This window comes from Streptomyces sp. NPDC088252 (assembly GCF_044740965.1).
Lineage (GTDB): Bacteria > Actinomycetota > Actinomycetes > Streptomycetales > Streptomycetaceae > Streptomyces.
Genome location: NZ_JBIURS010000005.1, coordinates 387846 through 405517, shown reverse-complemented (window position 1 = coordinate 405517; position 17672 = coordinate 387846). Strand labels below are relative to the sequence as shown.

General features: G+C 71.0%; 16 protein-coding genes and 1 pseudogene. 5 read left to right on the top strand and 12 right to left on the bottom strand.

All coding sequences use genetic code 11. The features are described 5' to 3' along the window. Nucleotides 1-102: 102 nt before the first annotated feature. The 6 genes from ACIOHC_RS13740 to ACIOHC_RS13715 all read right to left on the bottom strand — a co-directional run bounded on the left by ACIOHC_RS13740 (nucleotide 103) and on the right by ACIOHC_RS13715 (nucleotide 7943). Entirely contained in the window at nucleotides 103-1296 is a 1194-nt protein-coding gene (locus ACIOHC_RS13740) for a glycine C-acetyltransferase (protein ID WP_401842797.1), read from the bottom strand. A gap of 38 nt (nucleotides 1297-1334) precedes the next feature. Then, nucleotides 1335-2363: an L-threonine 3-dehydrogenase gene (tdh, locus tag ACIOHC_RS13735; protein WP_351073864.1), complete on the bottom strand. Its 1029-nt coding sequence runs from the start codon at nucleotides 2361-2363 to the stop codon at nucleotides 1335-1337. A 321-nt stretch (nucleotides 2364-2684) separates the two neighbouring features. Further along, nucleotides 2685-5507: a bifunctional YncE family protein/alkaline phosphatase family protein gene (locus tag ACIOHC_RS13730; RefSeq protein ID WP_401842795.1), complete on the bottom strand. Its 2823-nt coding sequence runs from the start codon at nucleotides 5505-5507 to the stop codon at nucleotides 2685-2687. Nucleotides 5508-5674: 167 nt separating this feature from the next. Continuing rightward, nucleotides 5675-6112, bottom strand: a complete 438-nt coding sequence (locus ACIOHC_RS13725) for a hypothetical protein (RefSeq protein ID WP_401842793.1) — start codon at nucleotides 6110-6112, stop codon at nucleotides 5675-5677. Between the two features lie 8 nt (nucleotides 6113-6120). Next, entirely contained in the window at nucleotides 6121-7002 is an 882-nt protein-coding gene (locus tag ACIOHC_RS13720; protein ID WP_351073867.1) for an ABC transporter permease, read from the bottom strand. Next, the gene (locus tag ACIOHC_RS13715) at nucleotides 6999-7943 is read right to left on the bottom strand and encodes an ABC transporter ATP-binding protein (protein WP_401842792.1); all 945 of its coding nucleotides are present in this window, start codon (nucleotides 7941-7943) and stop codon (nucleotides 6999-7001) included. Before ACIOHC_RS13715 ends, ACIOHC_RS13720 begins: the two co-directional genes overlap by 4 nt. A gap of 283 nt (nucleotides 7944-8226) precedes the next feature. On the opposite strand from ACIOHC_RS13715, the pseudogene ACIOHC_RS13710 reads away from it, so the two are divergent. Next, nucleotides 8227-8402 (top strand): annotated as a pseudogene (locus tag ACIOHC_RS13710) (helix-turn-helix domain-containing protein); the annotation flags it as partial. Nucleotides 8403-8588: 186 nt separating this feature from the next. Here the strand turns inward: ACIOHC_RS13710 and ACIOHC_RS13705 are convergent. The 3 genes from ACIOHC_RS13705 to ACIOHC_RS13695 form a co-directional block, all read right to left on the bottom strand. Next, complete coding sequence (locus ACIOHC_RS13705) at nucleotides 8589-9017, bottom strand: TIGR03668 family PPOX class F420-dependent oxidoreductase (protein ID WP_351073869.1); 429 nt, start codon at nucleotides 9015-9017, stop codon at nucleotides 8589-8591. Nucleotides 9018-9137: 120 nt separating this feature from the next. Beyond that, nucleotides 9138-9962 carry an LLM class F420-dependent oxidoreductase gene (locus ACIOHC_RS13700; RefSeq protein WP_351073870.1) on the bottom strand — a complete coding sequence of 275 codons (825 nt, stop codon included), beginning with the start codon at nucleotides 9960-9962 and terminating at the stop codon, nucleotides 9138-9140. A 369-nt stretch (nucleotides 9963-10331) separates the two neighbouring features. Continuing rightward, nucleotides 10332-10991: a zinc ribbon domain-containing protein gene (locus ACIOHC_RS13695; protein WP_401842790.1), complete on the bottom strand. Its 660-nt coding sequence runs from the start codon at nucleotides 10989-10991 to the stop codon at nucleotides 10332-10334. A 242-nt stretch (nucleotides 10992-11233) separates the two neighbouring features. Between ACIOHC_RS13695 and ACIOHC_RS13690 the strand changes: the two genes are divergently transcribed. After that, on the top strand, nucleotides 11234-11440 hold the full coding sequence (locus ACIOHC_RS13690; protein ID WP_351073872.1) for a DUF5988 family protein: 207 nt from the start codon (nucleotides 11234-11236) through the stop codon (nucleotides 11438-11440). Between the two features lie 392 nt (nucleotides 11441-11832). Here ACIOHC_RS13690 and ACIOHC_RS13685 read toward each other — a convergent pair whose 3' ends face one another. Further along, nucleotides 11833-12717, bottom strand: a complete 885-nt coding sequence (locus ACIOHC_RS13685) for a peptidase S1 (RefSeq protein ID WP_401842788.1) — start codon at nucleotides 12715-12717, stop codon at nucleotides 11833-11835. Between the two features lie 197 nt (nucleotides 12718-12914). Continuing rightward, a complete protein-coding gene (locus ACIOHC_RS13680) occupies nucleotides 12915-13157 on the bottom strand; it encodes an RCC1 domain-containing protein (protein ID WP_351073874.1) in 243 nt (80 codons plus the stop codon). A 283-nt stretch (nucleotides 13158-13440) separates the two neighbouring features. Between ACIOHC_RS13680 and ACIOHC_RS13675 the strand changes: the two genes are divergently transcribed. From ACIOHC_RS13675 to ACIOHC_RS13665, 3 genes are all read left to right on the top strand, one after another. Further along, nucleotides 13441-13836, top strand: a complete 396-nt coding sequence (locus tag ACIOHC_RS13675) for a hypothetical protein (RefSeq protein ID WP_401842786.1) — start codon at nucleotides 13441-13443, stop codon at nucleotides 13834-13836. A 208-nt stretch (nucleotides 13837-14044) separates the two neighbouring features. Continuing rightward, nucleotides 14045-16483 (top strand): GTPase-associated protein 1-related protein, encoded by a 2439-nt coding sequence (locus ACIOHC_RS13670; protein ID WP_401842784.1) that lies wholly within the window; start codon nucleotides 14045-14047, stop codon nucleotides 16481-16483. Between the two features lie 128 nt (nucleotides 16484-16611). Beyond that, a complete protein-coding gene (locus ACIOHC_RS13665; RefSeq protein ID WP_351073877.1) occupies nucleotides 16612-17082 on the top strand; it encodes a hypothetical protein in 471 nt (156 codons plus the stop codon). A gap of 174 nt (nucleotides 17083-17256) precedes the next feature. Here ACIOHC_RS13665 and msrB read toward each other — a convergent pair whose 3' ends face one another. After that, on the bottom strand, nucleotides 17257-17664 hold the full coding sequence (gene msrB, locus ACIOHC_RS13660; protein ID WP_266729075.1) for a peptide-methionine (R)-S-oxide reductase MsrB: 408 nt from the start codon (nucleotides 17662-17664) through the stop codon (nucleotides 17257-17259). Between the last annotated feature and the right edge of the window lie 8 nt (nucleotides 17665-17672).

The following is a 17672-nucleotide window of genomic DNA, read 5'->3' as shown; positions in this document are numbered from 1 at the left end:
GAACCCGGCCGTCCGGGTGAGGCTCCCGGACAATGCCTGAGGACAAGGCCTGGGGACAAGAGCGTGGGCGGGGCCCCGTACGGCGCCCCGCCCGCGATGTCCCTACTTCCCCAGCGCGGCCCGCGCGTCGACGAACGCGTCCACGGCCCGGTTCACATCCGCCGTGGAGTGCGCGGCGGAGAGCTGGACGCGGATCCGGGCCGCGCCCTGCGGGACCACCGGGTACGAGAACCCGATCACGTACACACCGCGCTCCAGGAGCAGCTCCGCCATCCGGCCTGCCTTCGCCGCGTCCCCGATCATGACGGGGGCGATGGCGTGGTCGCCGGGCAGGATGTCGAAGCCTTCCTCGGTCATCCGGGTACGGAAGAGCGCGGTGTTGGCATTGAGCTGCTCGCGCAGGTCGCCTGCGGCCTCCAGCAGGTCGAGGACCTTGAGCGAGGCCGCCGCGATGACCGGGGCGAGCGAGTTGGAGAAGAGGTACGGGCGGGAGCGCTGGCGCAGCAGCGCGACGATCTCGGCGCGGGCTGCCACGTAGCCGCCGGACGCACCGCCGAGCGCCTTGCCGAGGGTGCCGGTGATGATGTCGACGCGGTCCATCACGTCGTGCAGCTCGGGCGTTCCGCGTCCGCCGGGGCCGACGAAGCCGACGGCGTGCGAGTCGTCGACCATGACCATGGCGTCGTAGCGCTCGGCCAGGTCGCAGATCTCGCGCAGCGGGGCGACGTAGCCGTCCATGGAGAAGACGCCGTCGGTGACGACGAGCCGGCGCCGGGCCCCGGACGCCTCCTTGAGCTGCGTCTCCAGGTCGGCCATGTCGCGGTTGGCGTAGCGGAAGCGCTTGGCCTTGGAGAGGCGGATGCCGTCGATGATGGAGGCGTGGTTGAGGGCGTCGGAGATGACCGCGTCCTCGGGGCCGAGGAGGGTCTCGAAGACACCACCGTTGGCGTCGAAGCAGGAGGAGTAGAGGATCGTGTCCTCCTGTCCGAGGAACGTGGAGAGCCGCTGCTCCAGCTCCTTGTGGACCTCCTGGGTGCCGCAGATGAAGCGGACCGAGGCCATGCCGTAGCCCCAGCGGTCCAGTGCCTCGTGGGCGGCGGAGATCACCTCGGGGTGGTCGGCGAGGCCCAGGTAGTTGTTGGCGCAGAAGTTGAGCACCTCACCGGGACGGCCGCCGGCGGTGACGGCGACGCTCGCGGACTGCGGGGTGCCGATCACGCGCTCGGGCTTGTGGAGTCCGGCGGCCTGGATCTCGTCGAGGGTGGTGCGCATGTCGTCGCGTACGGATTCGAACATGAGGGTGTCTCCCAGCTGAGTACGGAGGCGGTCGGAGGTCAGGAGGTCCAGTCGAGGATGACCTTGCCGCCGCGGCCGCTCGCCGCGTCGTCGAAGGCCGCTTCGAAGTCGCGGTAGCCGTACCGGCCGGTGATCACGGGGGCGAGGTCGAGGCCGCCCTCCAGCAGTACCGACATGGCGTACCAGGTCTCGTACATCTCGCGTCCGTAGATGCCCTTGATGGTGATCATCGAGGTGACGATCCGGGACCAGTCGACGGGGAACTCCTCGGACGGAAGCCCGAGCATGGCGATCCGGCCACCGTGCGTCATGTTCTCGATCATGTGGCGCATCGCCTCGGGCCGCCCGGACATCTCCAGGCCGATGTCGAAGCCCTCGCGCAGTCCGAGGCGCTTCTGCCCTTCGTAGATGGTCTCCTCGCTGACGTTGAGAGCGAGGCTGACACCGACCTTCCGGGCCAGTTCCAGCCGGGCCTCGCTGACGTCGGTGATGACGACGTTGCGGGCGCCCGCGTGCCGGGCGACGGCGGCGGCCATGATGCCGATCGGTCCGGCGCCGGTGATCAGTACGTCCTCGCCGACCAGCGGGAAGGACAGCGCGGTGTGCACGGCGTTGCCGAACGGGTCGAAGATCGCGGCGACGTCGAGGTCGACGGGAACCCGGTGCACCCAGACGTTGGACGCGGGCAGGGCGACGTACTCGGCGAACGCCCCGTCCCGGCCGACGCCGAGCCCGAGCGTGGAACGGCACAGGTGACGGCGTCCGGCCAGGCAGTTGCGGCACTTCCCGCAGACCAGGTGTCCCTCGCCACTGACCAGGTCGCCGACGTTGATGTCGACGACGTCGGCGCCGGTCTCCGCGACCTCGCCGACGAACTCGTGCCCGAGGACGAGCGGGGTGCGTACCGCCTGCCGGGCCCAGCCGTCGTAGTTCCGGATGTGCAGATCGGTGCCGCAGATGCCGGTACGGAGCACCTTGATCAGTACGTCCGAGGGGCCGATCTCCGGCTCGGGCACGTCCATCAGCCAGAGTCCCGGCTCGGCCTTCTGCTTCACGAGTGCCTTCACGGCTGCGGCTCCCTGCGCTGTACGGCGTGGTGTACCCCGGGCCGGGGGCAGCCTTGGGGAAGCCTGCGGCCCGGGGAGGAATGAAAGGGACGGCATGGCAGCGCGCGTCGATCGGCTGCCGCGCACCATCCTCTGCCGTCACCGAGAAATCTGCCGCACCGCGCGCCACAGGTCCATCGAGGTTTTCTTAAGCGCGCCCGCAGCTGTGCTTCATGCCCGGTTCCTCCGTACAGGTTCCTCCGTCCGGGTTCCTCTCCGTACGGCGCGGCCGCAAGGGCCGGCCGCCCCGCACGGGCGACCGGCCCCCGCACCTCCTCGTGATCAGTCGCCGAGCTCCTGGGGCGGGTTGTCGCGGCCCGGCACCTCATTGGGCGCCAGGACGCGGCTGTCGCCCGGGTACGGCTTGGTCCATCCGGTGGAGGCGTACCAGGTGATCCGGTTCAGCTGCGCCGGGTTCACCTGGTCCTCGACGGGGTGGGAACCTCCCGTGCTCCTCGCCTGGATCGTGCTCCAGGCCTCCCACTGCGCGGCGACCTCCCGCAGATGCGCGGGCACCTGCGGGCGCTGCGCACCGCTGTCCGCCGCCTTCGCGGCAGCCGCCGAGGCGGGCTTCTTGAGGCCGTAGTCCAGCGGGATCAGGTTGGGCAGGCTGTGGTACGGGGTGAAGTCGGGCTTCTCGGTGAACAGGTCGCGCATGGGCTCGGCGGCCCGGTCGATCTGGTTCATCGGCTGGGCGCCGAGCATCTGTTCGATGGTCTTCACCACGTTGATCTGGGTGTAGTACGTGGAGGTGACCGCTCCGCGCTTCGCGTAGGGGCTGATCACCCAGAGCGGCGCGCGGTGTCCGTCGACGTGGTCGACACCGGCCTGCGAGTCGTCCTGGACGACGAAGATCGCCGTGTCCTTCCAGAACCTGCTGTGCGAGATCGTGTCGACGACCCTGCCGACGGCGAGGTCGTTGTCGGCGACCATGGCGGTCGGGTACGGGTCGATGCCGCTGGTGCCGTTGGTGTGGTCCTGCGGCAGCGCCATCATGGTGAAGTTCGGCAGCTTGCCCTTCTTCTCGTAGTCCTTGAAGTACCGCTGCCAGATGTCGACCCGGTACTGGTCGGGGATGTCGGTGTCGAACGTCGGGTAATCCGGGTGGTTGATCCTGTTGACGGAGGGGACGTCGGAGGTCGACGGGTACGCCCCGATGGGGGTGTCGAGTTCCCCGGTCGCCTTGCCCTCCAGCACCTGGGAGTCGTGGTACCACTGCGCCCAGGTCGGCGCGCCGGTCGCCGGGAGGGCGATGTTGCCCGCGTACTCGCTGAAGTTGTCGACGGTCTTGCCGGCCCGTTCCACGGTGTTCCAGAGGAATCCGCTGCGCTGGTAGGCGAGGGCGTCGTTGCCGAGCGAGGGGTAACTGCGGTACCAGGTACCGAATTCGTGCTCGATGTAGTCGTTGTTGTCGGCCTGGGTCAGCCAGTTGTGTCCGTCGGCGGAGAGCGTACCGACGTCGTAGAAGTTGTCGTTGACGCCGAACTCGTCGGCCAGCGCATGCTGGTTGGGGGTGACGGTCCGGCCGAACTGGGCCAGGGAAGGGTCGCTGTCGCCCTTGCCGATGTCGCCGAGCACCTGGTCGTAGGTGCGGTTCTCCTTGATGATCAAGAAGATGTGCTTGATCTTGGAGGGACTGCCGAGCTTCGCCGGGACGACCTGCTCGCGGTCGCGCGCCGAGCCGTAGGTCTGCTTCTGCTTCAGCAGCTTCGCCCAGTCGTTGTTGATGAAGACCCGGTGGGTGAGCGCTCCGAGCTGCCGCTTGGACGGCACCGGGAACGTGGTGACGGAGGCGGTGTCGTTGTACGTGTTGTGACCGGTCGCCGTGCCACCGTTGTCGGGTCCGGCGCTCGGGCCCTGGCTGTTCTGGCTGGGGGTGCCGCGGGTACCGATGCCCTTGGCGTTGGTGACGACCACGTCGCCGGTGGCCCGACTCACCTGGACACCGCTCGGGTACCAGTCGGTGGGGATCAGCCCTTCGTAGCGGACGGGGGCGATGCCGCCGTTCCATCGGTACTGGGCCAGGGCGTTGTCCCGGCCGAGACTGACGAGCAGGGTGTGGTCGTCGGTGAAGGCGAAGGCGTTGGGAGCGCTGCCGACCGAGGAGCCGGGCAGCGGATTGACGTTGAAGGTCTGGGTGACCTTCTTCGACGTCACGTCGACGACGGAGACGCTGTCGTTGTTGGAGTTGGCGACGAGCAGTGAACGCCCGCGGAGCAGCAGGGCGCTGGGCTCCAGGCCGACGCGTACGGTCTTCGTCTCCTTCTCCGCGGCCAGGTCGACGACCGACACGGTGCCGTTGGTGACGGCGCCGTTCCGGGTGTCGGCGACCACCGCGGTGCCGTTGGAGAGGTTGGTGTGGTCGCCCTCCTCCGCCGGACGTCCGCCTTCGTTGGACACGTAGGCCTCACCGCCGGTCAGGACCACCTGACGGGGCGCGTTGCCGACCGGGATCTCCTTGACCAGGGTGTTCGTCGCGGTGTCGATGACGCCGAGGGTGTTGCTGCCGTTGAGTGCGGCGTACAGCTTCGTTCCGTCGTCGGACAGGGCCATGCCGCCGGGCAGGGCGTCGCCGTGCGGGCCCTTGAGGGTGATCGCGGCGACGGGCGCGGGAACGACGGTGCCGTCGCCGTTGACCGTGAACCGCAGCAGGGTGTGGGACTGCGGGAACCAGAGGGTCTTGCCGTCGGACGAGTAGAGCGGTCCGTCGGTGCCGGCCTTGCCGTCGCCGATCTTCTTGTCTCCGCTCGCCCCGGTGCCGACGCGCTGGAGGACAGCGCCGGTGGTGACGTCCATGAGGGTCAGATAGCCGGTGCCGTGCAGATAGGTGAGGGCGGCGAGGGTGCGTCCGTCGGGGCTGAGTGTGCTGGACAGCATCCGTGCGTCGTTCACCAGGTGGCGGTTGCCGAGCGGGGCGACGCGCTGGTTGCCGGGCAGCAGTATGCCGCGGGCGGTCGCCTTCCCGTCCACCTTGCTGTCGCCGAAGCCGCCGAGTCCGCCGTTGATACCGACGGCGGTGGCGGCTGCCGTGGTGCCGAGCGCGGCCACGAGGGCGACGGCCGTGATCGCCGTACCGCTCATTCTCCTGAAGGGTTTGCCGAGCATCCTGTCTCCTGTCGAGAACCGTGGCACCCGGATCGGATGCCACGGCGACGCTAGGAGCCGGCCGTGAACGGTACGTGCCGTGTCCATGTGTCGCCGCGGCGTCCACTCGGCAAACAGTGTGCCCCCAACATGCCCCCAACACCCCCTGGAATGCAGGCAATTGCCCACTACGAGACGTCGAAGCAGCCGTCGAACTCATAGAGCGGATTCGTACGGCCGACCCCGTCGATGTCCGTCATCAGCTGCTGCCCCACCTGGGTGGCGGGCCCCTGCGCCGTGAAACACCCGGTGGGCAGCACATGCACCTCGTACGTCAGCGGCCGGGTGACCCCGCCGGGGGACGGCCACCGCACCACACATGTCCAGTCGTCGGCGGCGCCCCGGTCCGGTGAGGACCTCGTGCCGCGCTTGCAGTCCGCCCAGCGGTCCGGGCGCTCGGCCCGGTCGTTGCCGTACCGGGCGCGCTGCTGGAGCAGGTACAGATTGCTGAACTCCGGTCCGACCGCGCCTTCGAGGCGCTGTTCGGTGACGTCCGTGCCGGCGCATCCGCCGACCGTCACGATCGCCGCGGCCACGGCTCCGCCGGTGAGAGCGATCCTTCGCATCACAGCGTTCATCCCTTCGTGAAGTCGCGTCGCCGCATGAGGAGATGACCGGCCGCCAGAAAGACGACGGCGCAGCCCGCGCTGACGTACGCCCCGGTCACCAGTGGCCGGTGGAAGGCCGGGGCGGTGGTGAGCCCGTGCCAGGCGTCGAACGCGGTCGTCGGCAGGAGACGCCGGACCGGCCCGAGCCCGTCCACCAGCGACGCCAGCTGCAACAGCAGCCCGAGCACGGCGGGGGCGCCGATGCCGGCCGCGCTGTGCCGGGTGGCCAGCGAGAAGAACACACCGAGCGCGGTGAAGGCGAGACACGGCAGCAGCATGTACAGCCAGCTCTCCACGACGATCCCGGCCGCCCGGCCCGCCCCGATCTCCTGTCCGGACAGCCCGACGAGCGGTTGGTGACCGATGACCAGCACTCCGGCGGCCAGGCTTCCCGCGCCCAGCAACAGCACGACCACGGCCGAGTACGTGACCGCCGCGAGGGTCTTCCCGGCGAAGACCTGCCCACGGGTACGGGAGCGGGTGAGGATGGTCTTCCAGGTGCCGTGATGGTCCTCGGACGAGAAAATGTCCCCGGCCACCAGGCAGACCAGCAGCGGCAGGGCCCACTGCCCGGCGAACCCGAGGACGACGAGTGGCACAGCGAACCCCGAGTCGTGCGCCCACCGCCCGAACAGCGTGTCCGACGGCAGGGTGTCCTGGGCCCTGAGCCCCAGCGCGAAGAGGAACGGCGCGACCAGGCAGAGCACGAGCACCGCTCTGATCCGCCACTGCGCGGTGAGCTTCTCCAACTCCCAGAGGTAGACGGTACGGGCTCCGCCCCGCGGACGGGCTGCGGTCCGCACGGCTCCGGTCGCTTCGGCCGGGCTGTCATATGTCACATCACTCATCGGCCCGAGGCCTCCTCGGTCAGGCGGAGGAACTGCTGTTCCAAGGAGGTGGTCTCCAGCCGCAGTTCCCGTACGGGGATGCCGGCGCGCCCCAGTTCCAGCACGAACCGGTCGAGCGCCTTGCGCCGCGCCCGCACGGCGAGCCCGGCGGCCCCCTCGTCCTCGACCGAAAGCCCTTCCACGTCCGCCGCGATCTTCACGGCTGCCCGGTCGTCGCCGGTCAGCAGCCGGTGCGCGGGGTCCGGGGCGCGGTCGCGGAGTTCGTCGAGTCCCCCGGTGTACACGATCCGCCCACGGTTCATGATCGTGACGGTGTCGCAGAGTTGCTCGACCTCGGCCATGTTGTGGCTGCTCAGCAGCACGGTGAGCCCGTCCCGTCCGAGCTCCCGCACCAGGGCCCGCATGTCGCGCGCCCCGGCCGGGTCCAGCCCGTTGGCGGGTTCGTCGAGCACCAGAAGCCGGGGCCCGCGCAACAACGCGGCCGCGATCCCGAGCCGCTGTCGCATCCCGAACGAGAATCCACCGACCTTCCGCCGTGCGGAACCACCCAGGTCGACGCGTTCCAACGCCCCGTTCACGGCGGCCTCATCGGCCCCGATGCCGTCGTAGGCGGCCAGCAGCGTCAGGTTCCGCTCGGCGGACAGATACGGATAGAACCGCGGACTCTCGACGAACCCGGCCGGCCCTTCGACCCCCCCGCGCCCGGCCCGCCGCACTTCGCTCCCCAGCACACCGAGTTCGCCATCGTCGGGCCGCACGAGCCCGAGCACCATCCGCAGAAACGTCGTCTTCCCGGCCCCATTGGGCCCGAGCAGCCCGTGGACTTCCCCGGCCCGGACGGTCAGATCGACCCGCTCAAGAGCGACCGTCCCCCCGAACCGCTTCCCCACCCCTCGCGCAACCACGACCCCCGGTCCCGCGCCCGCGTCCGAGCCGTCCAACCGCCCTCACCCCATCCGTCGCCGCTGCCCACACGCGGCAACTTACGGATGATGAGCGACACTTGGGCGACGTTCAGACGAACACCGCACGGTCGGGCATCGCGCAGGACACCCGCGATCGGCTCCGCGCGGACCGAGCGCCCGGCGTCCGGGGCGCCCGGCCTTCGGCGTTCCTCACCGTTGGGACCGGTGGCGGATGGCGGTGCGAGCCGGACACGCCCTCGCATGCGAAGAGGCCGAGCCCCCTCGCCCCGCTCGGAGCAACCGGCGCGGCGCAGGCACCTATGTCGAAGCGGCCCGCACCGAAGTGGCCCGGCGCCTGCTGGAGACCACCGACCGCCCGCTCGACCAGGTCGCGGCAGCTGCCGGACTCGGTTCGGTGGAGACCCTGCACCGGGCGTTCAGGAGGCACCTCGCCACCACCCCGGCGGCCTACGCCGCCGCTTCCGTACACAGGCCGAGCTGTGCCGCTTCCGTGCACGGGCCGTCCGAGCTGTCCCACCCCCGTGTTCCCGGCAGGTCCGCGAGGCGGAACACTTGCCGTGCCCACCGGGGTCGGCGAAACATCGTCGACGGGCCGTCGCCGCCGATTCCTCGCGTCGCAGAACAGCCGCCGGGCGCAGGTGAGGGCGTGGCCTCATGGCGTCACGACGCACGCCAGCCGCTCCAGCGCAGGGCCGTGACCTCGACCACCGGTCCACCGGGGGGCCGGTCGGCGTACTGGTGGTACTTCGCCGTGAGCAGGCCGATGCGGCGAACTGCCTGCGGCGACCGGACCGGTGACGGAAGCACACGGGCCCAGCCGTCGACCCGGACCCACCACAGTCGGCCCCAGTCCTCCTCGTAGTGGTCGGCGAGCAGGCAGACCGAGGGGTTGGCAGCCATGTTGGCCAGGCGTTTCAGCCGTGTCGTCCGCTTCGGTTTGTGGTCCACGGCCAGCACCACCGTGTCGCCGTCCACGGCGAACACCACCGGCACCAGGTGCGGGCGGGCCGCCGTGTCGACCGTCGCCAGACGGGCTACGCGCGCGGCGGCGAACCGCTCCCGTGCCTCGGCACTCGTCAGAGCGGGCATCGCGGCCCCTGCCGACAGGCCTCACGACGCCCGCGATGGAGGCGACGAACACGGACGACGCCGCGGGCACGGGTCTCCGGGCCGGTCCCGCGGTTTTGGGACACACCTGCTTCCGGCACCTCAGCGATACCGGGCGGCTACGACGACCAGCCCGTCCAGGTACTCCAGCGTCTCCCGTTCGGGCAGCGTCGGTACGTAGAACAGCAGCCGCTCCACCCCGAGCGCGAGGTAGCCGTCGATCTGCGCGGGATCGTCAGGTGCCGCGTACACCGTCACCGGCACCTCCCGGTCGGCCATGGCGCGCAGCCGCTCGATCCGGGGACCGAGTTCCTGCGGCGACGTGCTGTTGGCCAGCCACGCGTCTCCGAGCCGCGCGACCCGGGGGAACGCGCCCTCGCCGCCGCCGACGTAGATCGGCGGATGGGGGCGCTGCACGGGCTTGGGCCAGGCGAAGACCGGATCGAAATCCACGAACTCGCCGTGGAACTCGGCCTTCTCGGCCGTCCACAGCTCCCGCATGGCACGCAGCCGCTCGTCGGTGAGCCGGCCGCGGGTGGCGGGATCGGTGCCGTGGTTCCGCATCTCCTCACGGTTCCAGCCGACACCGACGCCGAGGATCACGCGGCCGCCGGAGACCAGATCGAGCGAGGCCACCTCCTTCGCCGTGATGATCGGGTCGCGCTGCGGGATCAGTGCGATGCCGGTGCCCAGCAGCAGTCGCTCGGTCACGACACCGGCCGCGGTCAGGGCGACGAAGGGATCAAGGGTGCGGTAGTACATCTCCGGAAGTTCGCCACCGCCCGGGTAGGGCGTCTGACGGCTCGCCGGTACATGGCTGTGCTCGGCGATGAACAACGAGTCGAACGCACGTTCCTCAAGGGCGGCCCCGAGCGCGGCCGGCCCGATGCCCTGGTCGGTAAGGAAGGTCGAGACCCCGAATTTCACGGCGGCTCCTCATAGGGACGGATGGGGGATACGGAGGGGTGGCACAGACCTTCTGCCTACCCGCCCCGGGCGCGCCCGCCCCGATGACCACCCGGGTGAACCATCGCGGAGCACGGTTCCGGGGTCCCGGTCCGCGTCCGCGGCAGCCGGCACGACCCGACCCCGGCTTCTGCCGTCGCGCGGCCCGCATGCGCCGCCGTCGGGGGCAAGTGCCCCCGGGATCCGTCGGGTTGTCTCCTCACCCACGCCGGGGAGCCGCCGAGCTGTCTCCTCGCGGCCCGCCGGAACCCTGACCGGAGCCGCAACGGACGCGGTACCGACCGGACCGGGCGCCGCACGTGCCCGGTGCGACGCCCGCTGGCGGAGCTCCTACTGCCTCGAACCGCACCCCGGGCAGAACGCGGCTCCCCGCGGAACGGTCGCGCTGCAGGAAGCGCACTGCGGGCTCTGGGCGAGGCGATGACCACATCCCGGGCAGAACGCGCCGCCATGGGTCTCCGTACGGCACTGCGGGCAGACCAGCTGCCGGGGTGCGCTCACGTCGTAGCTCTGCCCGGCGGTCTGCCCGGCGGCGTAGGCCCGGTCCGCCACGAAGTCGTTCATCCCGCGCCGACGGGCCGCCTCCGCCTCGGCGGCGGTGTCGGGGGCGCACTGCAGACAGAGACCCTGCTCGATGTTCCAGCACCGACCGCAGACGTACGAGGTGCAGCGGGGGCAGCGGTTGAAGTGTCCCTGTGCGTTGTCGATCGCACGCCGGAACGCGGTGTCCCTCGCACCGCCCCAGGTGGCACCCGCCAGCCCGTCGGCCGCGTTGTTGATGGCACCGGCGCTGCCGCCCAGCAGGCTCCAGGCGGCATTGGCCCCCTTGCCTATCCAGCTGGCCGCCTGCCCCGATCTGAACGGCTCGAACGGCGAGCGCCAGGTGTCCGAACATCGCGAGCACCTGAACTCGAACTGGAAACCGGCACCGGTGCCGTGCTGCTGCGACAGGTCGCTGTAGTTGTTGCTGAAGTAGATTTCGTCGCCCACGTCTGGTCCTCGCTCATTCGATCAGTTCTCCCCCTCGTATGATGGCAACGATCGGCGCACCGGTACGGGCGGTCCGGTCACTGTTTGGTAATACCTCCGCAGGTCAGACACGGGGCTCCACGGCCGTCGGAATCGTGCGCGGCAGGCGCCTCCCCTTCGCCTCCCACGGGTGCGCCAACAGCGGGCACGGCCCTCCGGCGCGTCACGAAGAAGCCGGACCACCCTCCGGGGAGACTTTCGCCATGAGCAACGCGATGAAAGCAGTCCTTGAAGGCGGCCCCGACGATCTTCCTGAGCGGATCGTTTCCCTCACCACGCCGGGGGCCGACCTCAAGATCCCGTTCCGTGGTGGATACGAGCACTTCCGGGCGACAACACGCCACCAGGAGACCGCCGAGGGCCAGTTGCCCGTCTACGAGTGGTGGGAGCGGACCGAAGTGCCGGGGTGAAGCGTGTTTCCGCACGCCCGACCGGCAGAGCTCCGGCCCGGCGGGTCGGTGCGTCGGTGGGGCGGCGGGGCGGCGGGGCGCTACAGCGGATCCGGTGCCGCGCGGACGGTCCTTGCCGGCGGTACGCGACCCGGCGCCGCCCGACACCGGTCCAGCTCCGGCAGCGGCTCCGGCATGAGCCCGTAGAGGCAACCAACCGCCCCACCGCCGTCCGCGTCCGGCACTCCAGGGCCGGGCAGGGGCCCGGCCCGGCCTCGGCCCGTCGCCGGGACCGGCCTCGTCGCGTACGCCGTGCACGGCCGACCGGACGCACACGGCACCGTGCCGCGCATCGGATCAACTCCGTTGCGCGGCACGGCGGGTGTCAGCCTTCAGGCGTCAGGCGTCAGGCCTCAGGACAGCGCGAGCTCGGTGACGTTGCTGGCCTCCAGGACCCACGTCGCGCTCAGACCGCCCTCCTTCACCCGTGCGTCGCCGTCCCCCTTGAGGACACCGATGCGCTTGCCGGACAGGGCGATCCGGATGGTGTGCTCGTACTCGTGGACCCAGGTCGCGCTCAGACCGCCCTCCTTCACGTACGCGTCACCGTGGTCCGTCAGAACGCCGATGCGGTTGCCCGACAGTTCGAGCTGGATGACGTTGTCCGCCTCGCGGACCCAGGTCGCGCTCAGGCCGCCCTCCTTCACCCAGGCGTCACCGTTGCCCGTGAGGACACCGATGCGGTTGCCCGACAGGTCGATGCCGATGACGTTGTCGGACTCCTTGACCCAGGTCGCGCTCAGGCCACCCTCCTTCACATAGGCGTCACCGTTGCCCTTGACGATGCCGATGCGGTTGCCCGACAGCTCCAGTTCCTTGACCTTGTCGGACTCCTTGACCCAGGTCGCGCTGAGGCCGCCCTCCTTCACGTACGCGTCACCGTTGTCCTTCACGACACCGATGCGCTTGCCGGACAGGGCGAGCTGCTTGACGTCGTCGGCCTCCCGGACCCAGGTCGCGCTGAGACCGCCCTCCTTCACCCAGGCGACACCGTTGCCCGTGAGGACACCGATGCGGTTGCCCGACAGGACGACCTGCTTGACGTGGTCGTGCTCCTTGACCCAGGTCGCGCTGAGACCGCCCTCCTTCACGTACGCGTCACCGTTGGCACGCAGGGAGCCGATACGGTTGCCGCCGTCACCGGAGACCGTGCCGGGCACCGCGTTGGCCGTGGACGCACCGGTGAGACCGGCCAGCGCCAGAACGGTGGCGGCCACGGAGAGATTCTTGAGATTCATCCGAGTAACTCCTGTACGCAGGGCGACCCTTGGGCCCGGAGTGCGGCGCCCGCGGGGGAATCTTCGATCCGAAGACGATCAACGACTGACCGGACCGACGGCGTGTAGGCCATTGGAGTGATGAAGGAGCGTTGAACACGTCCTTGCCGCGTGCCGGAACCGGGACGGCGAGAACATGAACTCCGGTTCGGTCGGGCTCAGTACGCGAAGCCGGACTTGCCCGTCTCCGTGGTCGCCACGCGCATGATGGCGTTGCCCGCAGGAAGGACGGTCACCGGCTTGCGGGTGGGGTTGACGGTGCCGTCACCGAGCTGCGCGTTGGCGTCGGCGCCCCAGGCGATCACCGAACCGTCGTCGCGGGCGGCGACCCTGTAGTCCGCGCCGCTCGCGATGTCCGTACGCCCTGCAGGCGTACAAGGGCAACGAACGCGAGAAGACACTGCACAACGCGGCCGCCATCTGCAACGGCGAGAACGCCAGCGCCTTCCGGCCCGACACCCTGATGTCGTTCCGCTACTACGACCGGGCGCGGGTGGTCGGCGAGGCGTTCATCAACTGCACCCGGAACCCGCTGGAGCACTCCCGCTTCCTCACCTGCGCCGGGCGCAGCCACGACAGCATCTCGCAGACGTATGTGGACGCGAACCTCGTACGCCCGGGGGCACCAGGCTGCCCACCACCGGCGACCGCGCGGAGGACGAGAAGCGGATCAAGGAACGCCCGATGGCGACCCCGTTCACGCTCGCCTACGAGAAGGGGTGGCAGTGGTTCAGCAGTGACCGGCGGGAGATCGTGGAGAGGATCCAGCCCGGCGAGGTGAGCCGGGTGGAGATGCAGCCGAGCCGGGAACGGGTCGAGGGCTCGTTCCTCAGCGGCAAGGACGGCCACCGGCTGCACGCGGTGATCGACCGACCCTCGCGTGCCGTGCCGGACCGCATCCTGCGGCGCACCGGTCCGATGTCCGAGGCGGAGAAGCAGCGTTGCGCCGCGTCCCGGCCGATGACCAGGACGCCGGTGGGCGCGGACGCCGCGGCGTCCTGCGCGGACAAGGGCCGGCTGAACGTCGGAACACCGACCGCTCCGGGCGTACGGGCGCTGCGTAGCGTGCCGTTGGGCTGAGAACCCGGGGCAGCGGTCGCCCGGACGACCTTTCGGCGGGATGCGTACGAGGGCGGCGTGCTTGATAGCGTCGCTCCCGCGATTGCGGACCGCTCCCCGCCGGGGTCGTCGCTGCGCCCGGTCAGCCCTGCCCTCGACGGACGGCCGACGGGAGCGGGCGTGCTCACGGCACGGGGACGTTCGCGGCAAGGACGAAGAGGGCCGACGCATGAGCCTCGCGCAGTTGCACTACACCTCTGCCTCTGCGGGCGACGACGGGGGCGGCGCACGGTTCACGGCGGTCAGCGCCGGCCTGCCCACGCCCGTGCTGGCCGAGGCCGAGCAACTCCTCGGATACGAACCGCCGGCCGGGGCCCCGTATCACCCGACGGCCGCCGAACTCCGCTCCTTCCCTGAGGCGTTGAGCTTCAGCGCACTGTCCGACGGCAGTCATCTGCTGGGGCGCGCAGTGGCGCTCGGCGGTCCCGGCACCGGTGGTTTCCACGCACACGCGGTACACCTTCCGGCCGGCACCCGACTGCCGGGGGACGCACTGCCGATCACGGCCTGGCGGTCGCCGAACTGGGCCTCCACCGCGCCGAACGGCGGCACGCCCGCCCGAATAGCCTCTCTGCCCGCCTCCGCCGCCTTCGGACCGGAGGCGTTGAACGACTTCGCGGTCTCCCGGAGTCCCTGGCTGGCGGCGGTCTTCGCCGATCTGCGACGGGTGCACGAGGATCCGTCGGCGGCACGAGTGGTTCTCGTGGAGCGGCAGAGTGCCGACGTGGCCCGGTGGATCGCCCTGGCCTCAGCCGTGCTCCCACCGGAGCACGCACAGCGGCTGACCTTCACGACGTACACCCGCCGTCCGGCGCGGTCCCCTCATCAGGTCGTCGGGGTGCTGCCCCAGGACGCGCCCGAACCGGGCGTCCCCGACGGCGCGTTGCGGGTGCACTCCTGCTCCGGGGCGCGCCCGGAGGGACCGGTGGACGACGCCTGGGCCGAGACCTGTGCCCGGATCTGGCGGAACCGGTCCCCGGAGCTGTTCCGGGCGGCGGCGGAACTGCCCGGCGAGCCCTTCGCGGCCGGACCGCTCGCCGTCACCGCACTGTGCGCGGGCATCGCTCTCGGCCCCACCGAGCGTGCCGCGGCGGCCGACTGGGCCGCCGAGCGGCCGTACGCGCTGGACGAGGAGCGGACGCGGCTGCTGACGGATGCGCTGACGGCACCGGGCATCGACCGCACGACAGCCGAACTGGCCTGTGTGTCACGTCTGTTGACCGCACTCGACGGGCGCTCTCCCGCCGCCACGACGGCTTCGCTCGCCGCTCTTCTGGTGACGGAGGCGGTACGCGGCGGTGATGTCGCGCTCGAACCGCCCGCACGCTCGGCCTTCGCCGGACCGGCCGGGGAGCGTGCCGTCGCCGCACTCGTCACGGCCCTGGGCGACGACCTCCGTGGCGAACTGGCCACGGGTGCGCCCGCCCCGGCCACCGCACCCGGCCGGGCCGTGGCGCGCGCGGTGCAACTGCTGCGGATCGCGCGACTGCTCGATGTGGACTGCGCGGATCTGCTCCCCGATGTCGTGCGCCGGATGGCCCGGTCCCTGCTGGCCGAAGGGGCCGCCGACTGCGGACCGGTGCTGCTCGACCTGCTGGACGAACAGTTCGACGTCCGCACGGCGCTGCTGGGCGAGCTGGACCGCGTCGCCCCGCACGATCCGAACGCGACGGAACGGCTGCTGACCGGGGTCCGTCTGCCCTTCACCGGAACGCAGGCGCTGCCACACCTGCGGATGTGCGCGGCGGCGCCGGACGCCAGGGCGCGCGGCGGCGACCGGCTGGAGGTGGTGCACATGGTGCTCCGCGCCGGTGGCATGTCACCTTTCACCGAACCGCTGGTGCTGCGGACCGCGGTGGGACTGGTGTGGGGCGAGGAGACGCCCACGGCGGGCGAGGCCCGTCAGCTGCTGGGCGGGTCCACCTCCGATGCGCACCGTACGGCCGGTACGTGGTCCGCGCTCGTCGCGGCTGCTCTCGGCGCCCCCGCCGACGACGAGGCGGCCCCCGAACTCGCCCATGACCTGCTGCGCGGCTTCCCCGGGGAGATCGACGCCCGTGTGCGTGGCGCCCTGTTGCTGCTGGAGTACGCGCGGGACGTGCGCTCGGGTGCGGCGGAGCCGGGCTGGGCCGAACGGGCCCGGAAGCTGTGCGCAGGGGCCGAGCCGGTGGAACCGGGGGTGCGTGACCAGGCGTTCGGCGCCCTGGCGGGACGGCTGCTCGCTCCGGACCGGCCCGAGGCGGAGCTGTACGCGTTCGTCCACAGCGACGACGCGGACCTCATCGCGGCCTACGGAACGGCCGCCCGCCATGACACGGTCCTTGCCCGGCTGCGTTCCGAACCGGCCTATGTGGCCGACTGCTTCACCGTATGGAGCTCCCACCCGCACGCGGGCCGTGCCTGGAGCGAGACGCGGGCGGCACTGCTGGCGGACGTGCTGCGACCGGTGGTACGCGGCCTGTCCGCCGGTGAGGTGGCGACGGTGGAGGAGGCCGTGGAGCGTACGGGCAGCAGCCGCACGGTGGAGGCGTTCCGGGCGTGGAACCGGCCGGGCGGATTCGGCAGACGGCTCGGCAGCAGGCTGACGGCACGGGTGCGGCGGTCGTAGGGCGGCGCGCCTGCCCCGCCGGGGCCCCGGGTGTCGTGGGCCGTCCGGGGTGACCGGTACCGTGTGACATGTCTGTCTCGTGTGCTCCTGGCGGGCTGCGCGACCCCCGAGGAACGGATGAGGAACAGATGACGACGAACCGTGGACGCAAGGACGTCATCCGGGACCGGATGGCCGCGACCGGCGAGTCGTACAACGTCGCCGCCCGCAATCTGAAGGCGATGAAGGACATGGGCGCCACGCGTGAGGCGGTCCTCACCCAGCGCTGGCGTCCCGCCGAGACGCTCGATGTGCCGTGCCCCTGCGGCGGCACGTGCGAGCCCGGCGAGAGGTGCGAGCGCTGCCACGCGCTCCACCGGCACGTGGCGCGCCGTCCCGGCAGCGTCACGGACGTGGAGACCTGGGCGGACCGTTACGACTGCATGGGCTGCGCGTCCTCGTACATCCTGACCGTGGTGCTGCCCGGTCGGCCGTGGGGCGTCGTCGACGCGGTGGTCCGGGGCGGCTCCGCGGAGCCCGTCGTACGGGCCCGGGTCTTTCCGGGGGTCTCCCATCCGCTGCTGCGGCCGGAGAGCGCCGGGGAAGCGGACGAGGGCTGACGCCGGGCGTCGTCCCCCGCTCCGGCCGATGGGCCTCTCCGGTCACGGCACCGGCCACGGCCGTCGGTCCTCTTCGTGCCGGCGGCGGCCTGCTGCCCGGCGGCCGGCCACCGGCGACGGGATCTCACCCGCCGCCGAACGCCCGGACGCCCTCGGTCCCCGGCCGCCGCGACGTCAGCCCTCGTCGGGCGTCAGGCGCAGTGAGATCGAGTTGATGCAGTACCGCTGGTCCGTCGGGGTCGGGTAGCCCTCGCCCTCGAAGACATGGCCGAGGTGCGATCCGCAGCGGGCACAGCGGACCTCGGTGCGGACCATGCCGTGGCTGCGGTCCTGGATGAGTTCGACGGCATCGGAGTCCTTCGGGTCGTAGAAGGACGGCCAGCCGCAGTGCGACTCGAATTTGGTGTCGGAGCGGAACAGCTCCGCGCCACAGGCGCGGCAGGAGTAGACGCCCGTGGTCTTGGTGTCGGTGTACTCGCCGACGAAGGCGGGTTCGGTGCCGGCCTGGCGCAGGACCGCGTATTCGGCCGGGGTCAGCTCCGCCCGCCACTGCTCGTCCGGCTTCTCGATGTCGTACGACACGTCGCTCC

Bases quoted from the DNA above. Each gene is read 5' to 3' on its own strand.
- ACIOHC_RS13665 (WP_351073877.1), top strand. From the start codon at position 16,612: ATGACGACGAACCGTGGACGCAAGGACGTCATCCGGGACCGGATGGCC.
- ACIOHC_RS13690 (WP_351073872.1), top strand. From the start codon at position 11,234: ATGAGCAACGCGATGAAAGCAGTCCTTGAAGGCGGCCCCGACGATCTT.
- ACIOHC_RS13675 (WP_401842786.1), top strand. From the start codon at position 13,441: ATGGCGACCCCGTTCACGCTCGCCTACGAGAAGGGGTGGCAGTGGTTC.
- ACIOHC_RS13670 (WP_401842784.1), top strand. From the start codon at position 14,045: ATGAGCCTCGCGCAGTTGCACTACACCTCTGCCTCTGCGGGCGACGAC.
- ACIOHC_RS13685 (WP_401842788.1), bottom strand. From the start codon at position 12,717: ATGAATCTCAAGAATCTCTCCGTGGCCGCCACCGTTCTGGCGCTGGCC.
- ACIOHC_RS13740 (WP_401842797.1), bottom strand. From the start codon at position 1,296: ATGTTCGAATCCGTACGCGACGACATGCGCACCACCCTCGACGAGATC.
- ACIOHC_RS13705 (WP_351073869.1), bottom strand. From the start codon at position 9,017: ATGCCCGCTCTGACGAGTGCCGAGGCACGGGAGCGGTTCGCCGCCGCG.
- ACIOHC_RS13730 (WP_401842795.1), bottom strand. From the start codon at position 5,507: ATGCTCGGCAAACCCTTCAGGAGAATGAGCGGTACGGCGATCACGGCC.
- ACIOHC_RS13725 (WP_401842793.1), bottom strand. From the start codon at position 6,112: ATGCGAAGGATCGCTCTCACCGGCGGAGCCGTGGCCGCGGCGATCGTG.
- ACIOHC_RS13720 (WP_351073867.1), bottom strand. From the start codon at position 7,002: ATGAGTGATGTGACATATGACAGCCCGGCCGAAGCGACCGGAGCCGTG.